An 11,356-nucleotide genomic window follows, 5' to 3' on the forward strand; every position below is an offset into this window, starting at 1 on the left:
GCTCCCCCAAGTTTTAATGTGTTTCCATAATTTGACCAACGTGGCAGCCCTACGGTCGCCGATAACCCAGGCTAAGCTCCCTGGCTGGCCCTTACCCACTGCAGTCCAGACCCACTTTTTATCGCTACAACTACTACGGACGACTGACTACACACAAAAAAGGTGCCTGAGTCAGGCACCTTTACACAGAAAAACTAAATTTAGGGTTCGTAGGTAGATTGGCCTGTGAACTTGACTTGGCTGGGGCTAGGGTTATCGCCAATCTTGCGGGGGACATAACCCACGGCTTCACGACCGGCGTTGACCTTCTCGGAGGGTACACCATCCATCGGGAAGATCAAGGTTTGTTCGCCATCGGGGAAGACACGATAAATCTTGCCATCGCGGATTTTGAATTTGGCGATCAATTGGCGATGTAAAGCGTGGCACTGTTCCTTGCGGGCCAGATAGAGGGCGTTGAGACCCGCCACCATCGTTGCTGCTCCACCCGTGGGCATCTCGAAGACCTGCTCTTCTTTGCTCGCCCAGGTGATTAAATACTTCTCTTCCACATCAGCCTTGCGTAGCAGGCCCCCAGTGCTACCCCCAAAAATGGGTGTGCTGGCACCCAAGGGTAACGGGTTTGTCGTCGCCATACCAATACCTCACGGTTTCTGACCTTATGGTAAACGGAGGACGTAAATTTATTTACCAAGGAGGACTTAACTTAAATTACAAAACGTTGCAAACTATTAAGAGAGAGCTATACCGCTGTAAATCCTCTAGAGGAAGGGGTAGATTCCTTACTTACGATGGACAGGTCCTCCCGGTCAAGCTCTTAAGATTTACTAGTGGCTCAAACCTCACCGAGGACTAGCCCATAAACAAGCTCCGTGATCTTGTCGAAGGATACCGGGATTTATACGCTGCACAGGGATGAAGCTGACATGGTGCTGAATGCGATTCGAGAGACAGTCCCGCCATCCCCCCATCTACCGCCCAGCCATCCCGATTCCCCTTGGGGATTAGTCACTGCCTTTACAGTGATTGGGCTGTGGGCGGTGAGTTTAGTTTGGCTTTTACAGTTGGATTTGGTCGCGGTCCCAGTGTTCTGGTTGGTACCGTTGTTTTTTGGGCGGGTCTTTTTGCACACGGGACTTTTTATCACGGCCCATGATGCAATGCACGGAAGTGTCTATGGAGCGAACCGTAAGCTCAACGACGCCGTGGGTACCCTAGCCGTGGGTCTCTACGCGCTCTTGCCCTACCAGAAGCTCTGCACTAAGCACTGGCAACATCATCGCACCCCGGCTACGGCGGAGGACCCGGATTTCTATATGGGTGAACATCGTCGCTGGTTTCCCTGGTATGCCTGTTTCATGGGGAACTACTTGAAGGGCCGCGAGAGTGTCCCAATGATTGTGGGGATTAACGGGGTGTTTTATGGGCTAATGTGGTTGGGTCAAGTACCCGTAGCAAATTTATTACTTTTTTGGATGGGACCCCTGGTCCTGAGTTCGGTGCAACTATTTTATTTCGGGATCTTTTTGCCTCACCGTCGTCCAGTCACGGGCTATACCAACCGCCACCGGACCATGAGTAACAATTTTTCGCCCCTCTGGTCTTTTCTCAGTTGCTATCACTTCGGCTACCACTGGGAACACCACGAGTACCCGTACTTACCCTGGTACAAGCTGGCTCTGGCCCATGCGGTGGTCAGTCGTCGCCGTTCTCTATGATAGAAATGTATCCCGCCGGGTAGGTTCATGGCACGTACGGTCAAGTTGGGGTTGATTCAAATGGCCTGTGGTTCCGATTTGGCAACCAACACTGAGCGGGCAATCCAACAGATTGAAGCCACTGCTCAGCAGGGTGCCCAGATTATCTGTCTACAGGAATTATTTCGCTCTCAGTATTTTTGTCAGCGCGAGGACACAGCTTGTTTTGGCCTTGCTGAACCCGTTCCTGGTCCTACGACCGAGCGGCTGGCTCAGGTCGCCCGTCATCACCAAATTGTCATCATCGGTTCTCTATTTGAACGGCGTGCCCCTGGGGTCTACCACAACACAGCGGCGGTCCTAGATGCAGACGGAGCTTATCTCGGGAAGTACCGCAAAATGCATATCCCCGATGACCCCGGCTTTTACGAGAAGTTCTATTTCACGCCTGGCGATTTAGGATTTAAATGCTTCGACACCCACCATGGCAAAGTTGGGGTTTTGGTTTGTTGGGACCAGTGGTTCCCAGAGGCGGCAAGGCTCACGGCCCTGGCGGGGGCAGAGGTCCTTTTTTATCCCACGGCGATTGGTTGGCATGTCAGTCAGGATCAACAACTCAACGAGGACCAACACGCGGCCTGGGAAGTGATTCAGCGTGGACATAGCATTGCCAATGGCGTCTATGTGGCGGCGGTCAACCGGGTAGGTCAAGAAGGCGATTTGCAGTTCTGGGGACAATCCTTTGTCAGTGACCCCTTTGGTCGAGTTATGGCGCGGGGGAGTGACCATGAGGCGGAAAACCTAATCGTGGAGTGCCCTCTGGGACGGCTGGAGGAGACCCGTCAAAATTGGCCTTTTCTGCGGGACCGCCGGATTGAGAGCTACGGTTCCCTAACCAGTAGGTACTTAGATGGGGCCTAGGGTCTTGGGGATTGAGACTAGTTGCGATGAGACGGCAGCCGCCGTGGTCGTGGGCCGCCGGGTCCTCAGTTCGGTGGTCGCATCCCAGATTGACCTGCATCAACGGTTTGGGGGGGTAGTCCCGGAGGTGGCAGCGCGGGAACACGTTTTGAGTATTAACTCGGTCCTAGACCAAGCTATGACTCAGGCGGGGACGGACTGGGCTGACCTGGATGCGATTGCTGTGACCCTGGGACCGGGGTTGGTGGGGGCCTTACTGACGGGGGTGACAGCGGCAAAAACCCTGTCATTGTTGCACGGTAAACCCCTAGTGGGGGTCCATCACCTAGAGGGGCATCTCTATTCCACATTTCTAGCCGAGCCGGACTTGGAGCCGCCCTTCGTGTGTCTCTTGGTCTCGGGAGGACATACGAGCGTCGTGCGGGTGGATGACCATGGGGTCTACAAAACCCTGGGCCAGACTCGTGACGATGCGGTGGGGGAGGCTTTTGATAAAGTGGCTCGTCTGATGGCGTTGGGCTATCCGGGGGGACCAGCGATTCAACAACTTGCTGCCCAGGGCGACCCCCACCGTTACATCCTGCCCCGTGGGACGGTGGAGAATCGCTTCGATACGAGCTTCAGTGGCCTCAAAACGGCGGTGGCCCGTCTCTTACAAAAGGACCCACAGTTGGACCGGGCGGACCTAGCAGCTTCTTTTGAGTGGACGGTGGCGGAAATCTTGGCGCAACGGGTCCAAGCCGCCCTTGAACATACTGGGTTGACAACTCTGGTGGTGGCGGGCGGGGTCAGTGCCAATCGGCGGTTACGCGAGCGGTTTGCCCAGCTAGCCCAGACACGAAGCTGGCGGTTTATCTTCCCGCCCCTGAGTTTGTGTACAGATAATGCCGCGATGATTGCCTGTGCTGGGGCCGAGCGGTGGAGGCGGGGTCAGGTGAGTGGATTAAACGCCCAGATTTTCTCTCGATGCAGTCTGGATAACTATGACCTAACTACCTAGCGGGGTCTGCCGTTCGCGCTCATAAAAATTAATGGCGGTCTGACCCAGCAGGTACATGAAGGTAATATTAGCTCCTGCACCTAAGGATGCCCCGACCACTGGCACCAGACGAGTAACCAGTTTCTCAGCAAGTTGGGTGCTGATGAGTCGGGCCAACTGTTCGAGGAGGATGGGGGTCAGGCGGGGGACAGCAGTCTTTTCAAAAACCTTGAGGCCACTACTGATGAGTTGCTCAGACCCCAGCCCCAAGCCCAAGACCCACAACACCTCGGCTTTACGGGCGGGGTCGTTGAGGTCGAGCCCGTAGGCGTAGGCAATTTCATATAAAAGTTCGGTCTGGGCCCTGAGGGTCCCCACGACATCTAGCGCGATAAAGGGCACGTTGAAAGGTAGTACCCCCGAGACGAAACCCAGGCCCCCCACGTAGACCAATTTCTGTTCGACCAAGCGTCTGCTCACAATTGCGTTAGTCACCCCCGGTAACGCACGGCGGGTTTTCTCGACAGTGGCTTGGACTTTTTTGAAATCTACGGTGTTAAGTAAGTCCCATAGCCAGTTGGCCCCAAGTCGTTGGGTGATTTGTTGCAGGAGCCAGTTTTGACGCAACTCTGTCAACTGTTTGCCGACGATGTGGTTAATCCGACGGGTGGTCGAGTAAGCCCGGTCAGCCGTTTCCCGTAAGGCTGGGGCAACACGGGCTGTGAGCGCGTTCGTTTGCTGACTGATGACTGCTAGAGGGTCGAGGGGCATGGTACTAACCGGGGACATCCTGTAGTTATGACGTAAATACTTAGGGTCTTGTTCTGCCTGGAGGCGCAATTGTATCCTTAAATATTTATCGGAATCCCCGGTCGGTCGCTAACTCAAAACATTCATCAACGTGAGTTCGGGATCAGGGCAGGCGGTTCCCTAAGCTGGCGTACCAACAAATAACCCAGAAGAACCGCCCATGCCCAATCTAGAAGCCCTGTTCTGCCCTGTCGCTGACTGCTATTCATGAACTGAAATTAGAGAGGGCTTCGTTTTCCCCTCGTACAGCAGGGGAGCTTTATCATTGACTATGCCAACCAAACCTCGCGGGGTGGGTTCTATGCTGAGTCGGATCGCTGAATATCATTACTGGATGGGCCGCTATATCGAGCGGGCGGAGAGCAATGCGCGGGTGGTGGCGGATTTCTATCAGACTCAGTTGGACCATTATGTGAATGGGAACTGGGGAATGGTCCTGGAGGTGACGGGCGAACTGGAGAACTATCAACGCTCTTCCTCAGACCTAGGCTGTACCCAAGTTGAGCATTACCTGACCTTCAATCCCCAGAACCCCAACTCCATCCTCTCTTGTTTGACCCAGGCCCGTGAAAATGCCCGGGGTATCCGTGACCAGATTTCTTCCGAACTCTGGGTGGCCCTCAACCGTTTGTACCTAGAAGTCCGCGAGACCCACTGGGAGGGGATGGGGGACGCGCAGGCCGTGAGTTTTTATGAGCGCATCAAAGACCAAGCTCAACTCTTGGATGGGTTGGTCCACGGGACACTGTTGCGTGGGGTGGGCTGGCACTTCATTCGGCTCGGGCGTTTCTTGGAACGGGCTTTTCAGGTAGCACGAGTTTTGCGGGTTCGTTATCACCACTTGCAAACTAAACCCGTAGGCATGTTGCAGACCCAGGAGTGGAATTCACTGCTGCGTTCAGTTAGTTGTTTTGAGATGTACCTGAAGCTCTACCGCGCCACCCTGGTCCCAGAAAACGTGGTGGAACTATTGGTCCTGCACCCAGACTCACCGCGTTCGGTGCGGTTTGCCGTCGCCGCTGTCCAAGCCGATCTCGCCGCCCTCGCCCGACCCAAGGAACTCGGCTACGGCAATGAGGCCCAACGGTTCGCCGGACGACTCCAAGCCAATTTGTCCTACACCACTTCCCAAGAAATTGGGGTGCAGGGAGTGGTGGATTACCTACAAGAAGTGGAGACTCAACTCAATCAGATTGGCGAACAGATCCACCACATCTATTTCAGTTACCCCCTGTCCCAATCCCAACGGCAGAGCCAGAGTATGCAGAGTTAAACTAGCAACGCCTTCGCCACTGCCACTATCGAATCTCGCGTCGCCCCCAAGTCATAGCCCCCCTCCAGCCCGACTAAAATGTGGTCCGTGAGGGTGCGACAACGCTCGGTGAAGTAGCCGTAATCCGCTGGTTCCAGGAGCATTTGAGCTAGAGGGTCCGCACGGTTGGCATCGAAGCCCGCACTGATAATCAATACTTCTGGGGCAAAGGCTCTCAAAAAAGGCTCTACTTGGTTCGTAAACACCTGCCGATAAACCGCCCCATCACTCCCAGGAGCCAAGGGCAGATTAAGGACATTGCCGTGGTCGCCCCGCTCCGTGGCTGCGCCCGTGCCGGGATAGGCGGGGTCTTGATGCAAGGAACAAAAGGCAATCCGGGAGTCGGCTTGGACCATCTCCTGCGTACCATTGCCGTGGTGGACATCCCAATCCAGGATGGCGACCCGTTGACAGCCCTGATGAAGCGCGAAATAAGCCGCCAACGCCGCGTTCCCAAAAATACAGAACCCCATGCCCGTACTGGGCCGCGCATGGTGCCCCGGCGGACGGGCGATCACCAGCGTCGGTTCTCCTGCCAGAACCCGCTCCATCCCCACCAGCCAAGCCCCGGCACTGAGCAGAGCAACTTCGTAACTAGCGGGACTGACTGGGGTATCCGCATCCAGTCTGCCGCCGCCCCGCTGGGCCATCGCCGCGACTAGGTTGATGTACTCAAGCTTGTGGACCCAAGTGAGTTCGGTCATGGTGGCGGGACGGGGGGCGAGCCAGTGGAGACTGGGTAGTTCACGCAAACTCTCGGCACAAACTTGGACCCGGGCGGGGGATTCGGGATGTACCCGTCCAGTGATGTGTTTCAAGAATTCGTCACTGTAGACCACCGCAACCATCGCTCAGCCCATCGGTGACGTCATCTTATCCCACAGGGTTAGCGAGGCAGTTACTATGGGAGGATGCAACTAAAGCCTACTGGTGTCGAAGTATTACCGAGCGGTCTGACGCTCCTTGCCATTCCCCAACCCCAAGCAGCGGTGGTCACAGCAGACCTCTGGGTGCGGAGTGGTGCCCGGACCGAACCCCTTGCGTATCAGGGTGTTTCTCACTTCTTGGAACATTTGATTTTCAAAGGAACCGACCAATTGCCGCCCGGTAAATTTGATTACCTAGTCGAGGCGAGGGGCGGGGTCACTAATGCGGCAACGAGTATGGATTTCACCCATTACTACATCACCGTAGCTCGTGAAGATTTAGCCGACTGCCTGCCCCTACTTGCGGACTTGGTTTGTAACCCAGCGGTCCCGGCCACGGAATTTGATGCAGAACGTTTAGTGGTTCTTGAGGAGATCCGTCGCTCCAACGACAATCCTGACCGTCAGATTTACCAGACCCTAGCGCGGACCTTATACGGTGACCATCCTTACGCCCGTCCAGTCCTCGGGGAGCCTGAGAATTTAATGGCGATGACCGCCGACTGGGTGCGGAGTTTTCATCGTGCCCGTTATCAACCGGAGCGCATGAACCTAGTGCTAGCTGGGGGACTACCCACGGAAACTCTGCTGGCAATTGGGCGCGAGACTTTGGGAGCTTTCACAGGCAGTGAGACCGTCGAGCTTCCAGAAACCCCCCGGCTCAATCCCGTCACGACGCGGGTTGAGCATACCCTGGCTCGGCTACAACAAAACCGACTTTTGATTGCTTGGATGGGACCGGATATCACCCATTTAGCCGATAGTATTGCCCTGGAATTTATTAGTACGCTGTTGACTACGGGCCGGACCTCAACGTTGGTGCGCCTGTTGCGTGAGGAGAAGGGCTGGGTCCGCAATATCAATAGCTACTTCTCTGTTCAGCATGACCCTGGACTCTTTGTGATTGGGGCACAGGTGCCGGGTATACACCTTGCCGATACCGAACAGGTGATCCGAGAAGAAGTCCAACGACTCTGTGAGGAGCCCATCCCCGTAGACCAGCTAGAGCGGGCGCGTCGGCTTTTGCTCAGTGAGTTTGTCTTTGGCACGGAGACCCCGAGTCAGACCTGCGCCCTCTATGGCTACTACAGTACCGTCGGCCAACTAGGACAGGTGCAGGAGTACCGAGACCTCCTCGTGAGCTTGGATGAGCCTCAGATCCAACAGGTTGCCCGTCAATATTTGGGCCGCAATCCTTCAGTCCTTACCTTCTTAGCCCCATGAACCAACCTACACGGACCAACCTGACCGGGGGCATCCGGTTGATTGTCCTGCCCACAGCGGGTGAAATCGTTGCCCTGAGAGCATTTTGGCTGGGTGGGGCTTCTCTGGAGACTCCCCAGACCCAGGGGTTGGCCCACCTCGTCGGGGCAGTCCTGCCCAAGGGCTGTGCGGGGTTGACCTCCCAGGATATCGCCGGGAAAGTAGAAGCGGTGGGAGCCAGTCTAGGGACCGATACCCATCCCGATTACTTTTTGCTGGGGCTGAGTTGTCTCAAGCCGGATTTCGCGGGTCTCTTAGCACTAGTCGCCCAACTGCTGCGCGAACCGGACTTCCCCGAAATTGAAGTAGAGCTAGAGCGTAAAAATACCCTGCTTGCCATTCGCTCCCAACAGGAACGACCCTTCACTGTCGCCTATAACCACCTGCGCCCCCAACTCTATGGCGCGGACCATCCCTATAGTTTCCTAGACCTCGGTAGTGCTGAGACGGTGGCGGCTCTGACTAGAGAAAACCTGCAAACCTTCCACCGGGAGAGTTGTGTCCCGGAGCGGTTGGTCCTCTGCATCAGTGGGGATCTGGAACCGGACACGGTTTTGGCTCTAGTGGAGCAGTACTTTGGCGATTGGCGGGCAGTACCCTGTCCATTGCCCGTCCTCACGGCGGTCCAAGGCCAGCAGAGCCGTCAGTTTTTACCGCAGGATACGCAGCAGAGTACGCTCCTCTTGGGTTATCCGACCGTAGGTATTCATCATCCTGACCATCCGGTCCTTAAGCTCATCAGTACTTATTTAGGTAGTGGGTTATCAAGTCGGCTCTTTGTCGAGTTACGCGAAAAGCAGGGGCTGGCTTACGAGGTGTCTGCCCTCACCCCGACAAGCTTGGGACCTTCGCACTTCATCACCTACATTGGTACTTCGCCGCAAAACCTCGCCATTGCGGAAGATGGTTTGCGGTCGGAGGCTCTGCGCTTGGCCCATACGCCCTTGACCCCCGACGAGTTGCGGGTGGCTCAAAATAAACTCCTGGGTCAATATGCCCTGGGCAAACAATCCAGTGCCCAGGTTGCCCGTCTTTGGGGCATCTATGAGGTGTTGGGGCTAGGGTTGGATTACGACCAGCAGTACGCGCCACGAGTGAAGGCGATTACGACGGAGGAAGTCCAACGGGTTGCGAGTCAATACTTCACCCCTGGACCCACAGTCACGATTGTCGGACCTAGCGAACCCGCACTGCTCAACCTCACCAAACCCCATCTATCCTAGCGGCCTCATGTTCTAAGCGAGTTCGTCCTCACCCTCAACACGTAACTCCTCGTGACGTACTTCCTCCGAAACTTGTTCGGTCCGCTGAATCTTGCGTTTGCTAACTAAAATCTCCTCGGCAATAATCGTCTGCTTCTCAATCACGAACTGCTCTTCACTCAGCAGATAGCGGGTAACTTCTGGCACCTCAGACAGGCCATCTGCTGTAGCTGGATAGTATTCGACCACGAGCTCTTCACGGGTTAAGGAAACCTCAATGGTTTGCATCTCAGTAATAGGTTCTTTACGGACGATTACTTCTTCAGTCTCGACTTTTTCTTTGCTTATTTCCAGTTGTTCAGCCAACAATTCGATGCGCTGAGGGATCACTGGGATAGCTTCTGCTGGGTCCCCGGTTTGGGATGCAGTAGGTGGTGAGGTTAGTCCGGTCCCATCTTCAAATGGGAACTGGATCTCAGGTTGAGGGTGATTCATCGCTGTAACCTCTGTGTTGCTTTAGCTGACTTACATTGATGTGGATGGCCCCCAGTTACAGGGGCCATCCACATCACGAACGGTTAGGGCTTGGTGCGCTTGGAGTCTTGAACGATGACATTGCCTTGGCTGTCCGTCCGTAATTCTTCGCGGCGCACCGTCTCGGAAACCTTTTGGGTTTCCTCAACTTCACGCTTGCCCACGAGAATCTCTTCCGTCACCACGGCGCGCTTATCAACTTTCACTTGCTCTTCCGTCAGCGGAACGCGGATGGTTTGATCGTCGCCAATCTGACCTGTCGCCGTCGTCTCATCGGTCACCAGCCGCCGCTCAATGACAACTTCTTCGTGGGTGACGGGTACATCCATCGTCTTGGTCTCGGTGATCACTTCCTTACGCAGGCGTACTTCACCCTTTTGGACCCGCTCCTTGTTGACCTTGAGGACTTCTTTGAGGAGTTGGAGGCGTTGCGGACTCTCAGCAGTCATCGTCTCCTGTGTGGAGGTGGAACCATGGTTAAGTTCCATATCTGCCGGAGAAGCACCATGGCGTTTGAGGATTTCCAAGGCATCCATTCCCTTCTTACCCGCCTGGACGATGATTAGCACGCCACCATCTTCAAGACGGCTCTCAAGTTCACGGGCATCCTCTGCATCTAGTCCCATACCGATCAAACTGCTATGGACATCAGTAGAACTAGTGGTAGACATGGACTGAGCAGAACTGGACGGCTGCGACGAACCGCCAAAAAAGTTCGACAACGAGTTCAGGAAGCCGCCTTTTTCCTTCTTGGTAGTCATTTCTGACGTACCCATTTCTGACGCATGACCGATCGTCTCAGGGCTAAAACCAGCCGCACGTAGGTCTGTCAGCGCGGCCTGCGTACTTGCAGAATCATAAAACAGCCCCGCAACAACGGCGTTGACGTTGGCTTTCGTGTCTCCAGCTTGCATGTTCTGTCTCCAAAAAGATGCTTTCCTTAAGTCAACTGCTGGAGGATTAAAACAGCAATTTCCATAAGGATATGCATTGACTATTAAACGGTATTGCAGAGTGGCTGTGAGCTAGGTCTGCCTATTGATAGGTTTAGCGGGTAAGTCTTGAAGAAGTTTTGTAACGTACACTGTTGCTTGACGCTCGTTACTGACAGGGTGGCATAGGTCGCTAATAATAAGTAGGTGGACTGGACCTCGGTAGTGCATTGTGGGACTATTCGCGTTTACCCTATCAGCACTGGTAAGATTTAGGCAAGGAGTCTAGGCGTTGTCTCAGTTCATGAACAGCTCTGTGGCGTTTGGTTACGTGTTGGTGGATAACTAGTTTATGTAGAACCATTCCGAAATCGCTGAGTTTCTCTAGAAGATCGCTAACCTGATTAAGGATGACTATGAGGCCAAGGATTACGAGGATGTGAGCCTACCTTGTACGTTGTTGCGTCGTCTGGATTGTGTATTGCAGGCAGAGTGACAGACAGTGCGCGAGGAGGCACAGAAATATAAGGTCGTCCCGGAGCAGACGCGCAACGCGCTCTTGATGCGGGCCGCCGGACAAAAGTTCTATAACACTTTGGAATATTCGTTAGATGAACTGATTCGCCGTCCTAACGATATCAAGGATAATTTCTCGGCTTATTTGCAGGGCCTCTCGACGAATGTAAACAACTCCTCCCTGAAGGGAGAAGCTTTCAGAAGCCCTGCAACTGGCAAGCCAGCCACGGACCGCGAGGCGAGTCTACAAGTCGCCCCAATTGA

General features: G+C 54.7%; 11 protein-coding genes and 1 pseudogene. 7 read left to right on the forward strand and 5 right to left on the reverse strand.

Annotation, left to right across the window (positions count from 1 at the left end; all coding sequences use genetic code 11):
• Positions 1–200: 200 nt before the first annotated feature.
• Entirely contained in the window at positions 201–635 is a 435-nt protein-coding gene (locus tag HFM78_RS07680) for a photosystem I reaction center subunit II PsaD (RefSeq protein WP_287128845.1), read from the reverse strand.
• A 291-nt stretch (positions 636–926) separates the two neighbouring features.
• On the opposite strand from HFM78_RS07680, the gene HFM78_RS07685 reads away from it, so the two are divergent.
• The 3 genes from HFM78_RS07685 to tsaD are packed head-to-tail and all read left to right on the forward strand — an operon-like array spanning position 927 to position 3,618.
• Positions 927–1,718, forward strand: coding sequence for a fatty acid desaturase (locus HFM78_RS07685; protein WP_287128846.1), 792 nt, complete (start codon positions 927–929; stop codon positions 1,716–1,718).
• Positions 1,719–1,745: 27 nt separating this feature from the next.
• Positions 1,746–2,618 (forward strand): carbon-nitrogen hydrolase, encoded by an 873-nt coding sequence (locus HFM78_RS07690; RefSeq protein WP_287128847.1) that lies wholly within the window; start codon positions 1,746–1,748, stop codon positions 2,616–2,618.
• Positions 2,608–3,618 carry a tRNA (adenosine(37)-N6)-threonylcarbamoyltransferase complex transferase subunit TsaD gene (tsaD, locus tag HFM78_RS07695; protein ID WP_287128848.1) on the forward strand — a complete coding sequence of 337 codons (1,011 nt, stop codon included), beginning with the start codon at positions 2,608–2,610 and terminating at the stop codon, positions 3,616–3,618. The genes HFM78_RS07690 and tsaD overlap by 11 nt, the downstream gene beginning before the upstream one ends.
• Here the strand turns inward: tsaD and HFM78_RS07700 are convergent.
• The gene (locus tag HFM78_RS07700; RefSeq protein WP_287128849.1) at positions 3,607–4,386 is read right to left on the reverse strand and encodes an EcsC family protein; all 780 of its coding nucleotides are present in this window, start codon (positions 4,384–4,386) and stop codon (positions 3,607–3,609) included. The two genes, tsaD and HFM78_RS07700, sit on opposite strands and share 12 nt — an antisense overlap.
• A 292-nt stretch (positions 4,387–4,678) precedes the next feature.
• Between HFM78_RS07700 and HFM78_RS07705 the strand changes: the two genes are divergently transcribed.
• A complete protein-coding gene (locus HFM78_RS07705; RefSeq protein WP_287128850.1) occupies positions 4,679–5,680 on the forward strand; it encodes an alpha-E domain-containing protein in 1,002 nt (333 codons plus the stop codon).
• Here the strand turns inward: HFM78_RS07705 and HFM78_RS07710 are convergent.
• Positions 5,677–6,567, reverse strand: a complete 891-nt coding sequence (locus HFM78_RS07710) for a histone deacetylase (protein WP_287128851.1) — start codon at positions 6,565–6,567, stop codon at positions 5,677–5,679. The two genes, HFM78_RS07705 and HFM78_RS07710, sit on opposite strands and share 4 nt — an antisense overlap.
• Before the next feature lie 63 nt (positions 6,568–6,630).
• Here HFM78_RS07710 and HFM78_RS07715 point away from each other — a divergent pair, with 63 nt between their 5' ends.
• On the forward strand, positions 6,631–7,869 hold the full coding sequence (locus HFM78_RS07715) for a pitrilysin family protein (protein WP_287128852.1): 1,239 nt from the start codon (positions 6,631–6,633) through the stop codon (positions 7,867–7,869).
• On the forward strand, positions 7,866–9,131 hold the full coding sequence (locus HFM78_RS07720) for a pitrilysin family protein (RefSeq protein WP_287128853.1): 1,266 nt from the start codon (positions 7,866–7,868) through the stop codon (positions 9,129–9,131). The genes HFM78_RS07715 and HFM78_RS07720 overlap by 4 nt, the downstream gene beginning before the upstream one ends.
• 12 nt (positions 9,132–9,143) lie before the next feature.
• Here HFM78_RS07720 and HFM78_RS07725 read toward each other — a convergent pair whose 3' ends face one another.
• Both HFM78_RS07725 and HFM78_RS07730 read right to left on the reverse strand, forming a co-directional pair.
• Complete coding sequence (locus HFM78_RS07725; RefSeq protein WP_287128854.1) at positions 9,144–9,605, reverse strand: YsnF/AvaK domain-containing protein; 462 nt, start codon at positions 9,603–9,605, stop codon at positions 9,144–9,146.
• Positions 9,606–9,688: 83 nt separating this feature from the next.
• A complete protein-coding gene (locus tag HFM78_RS07730; protein WP_315861915.1) occupies positions 9,689–10,315 on the reverse strand; it encodes a YsnF/AvaK domain-containing protein in 627 nt (208 codons plus the stop codon).
• 763 nt (positions 10,316–11,078) lie between these two features.
• On the opposite strand from HFM78_RS07730, the pseudogene HFM78_RS07735 reads away from it, so the two are divergent.
• A pseudogene (locus HFM78_RS07735) lies at positions 11,079–11,356 on the forward strand (hypothetical protein); the annotation flags it as partial.

This window comes from Candidatus Cyanaurora vandensis, assembly GCF_013285555.1.
Lineage (GTDB): Bacteria > Cyanobacteriota > Cyanobacteriia > Gloeobacterales > Anthocerotibacteraceae > Cyanaurora > Cyanaurora vandensis.

What these genes read in the sequence shown, in the direction of transcription:
- HFM78_RS07715 (WP_287128852.1), top strand. Translation starts at nt 6,631, where the DNA reads ATGCAACTAAAGCCTACTGGTGTCGAAGTATTACCGAGCGGTCTGACG.
- HFM78_RS07725 (WP_287128854.1), bottom strand. Translation starts at nt 9,605, where the DNA reads ATGAATCACCCTCAACCTGAGATCCAGTTCCCATTTGAAGATGGGACC.
- HFM78_RS07680 (WP_287128845.1), bottom strand. Translation starts at nt 635, where the DNA reads ATGGCGACGACAAACCCGTTACCCTTGGGTGCCAGCACACCCATTTTT.
- HFM78_RS07705 (WP_287128850.1), top strand. Translation starts at nt 4,679, where the DNA reads ATGCCAACCAAACCTCGCGGGGTGGGTTCTATGCTGAGTCGGATCGCT.
- tsaD (WP_287128848.1), top strand. Translation starts at nt 2,608, where the DNA reads ATGGGGCCTAGGGTCTTGGGGATTGAGACTAGTTGCGATGAGACGGCA.
- HFM78_RS07710 (WP_287128851.1), bottom strand. Translation starts at nt 6,567, where the DNA reads ATGGTTGCGGTGGTCTACAGTGACGAATTCTTGAAACACATCACTGGA.
- HFM78_RS07720 (WP_287128853.1), top strand. Translation starts at nt 7,866, where the DNA reads ATGAACCAACCTACACGGACCAACCTGACCGGGGGCATCCGGTTGATT.
- HFM78_RS07730 (WP_315861915.1), bottom strand. Translation starts at nt 10,315, where the DNA reads ATGTCTACCACTAGTTCTACTGATGTCCATAGCAGTTTGATCGGTATG.
- HFM78_RS07690 (WP_287128847.1), top strand. Translation starts at nt 1,746, where the DNA reads ATGGCACGTACGGTCAAGTTGGGGTTGATTCAAATGGCCTGTGGTTCC.
- HFM78_RS07685 (WP_287128846.1), top strand. Translation starts at nt 927, where the DNA reads ATGGTGCTGAATGCGATTCGAGAGACAGTCCCGCCATCCCCCCATCTA.
- HFM78_RS07700 (WP_287128849.1), bottom strand. Translation starts at nt 4,386, where the DNA reads ATGTCCCCGGTTAGTACCATGCCCCTCGACCCTCTAGCAGTCATCAGT.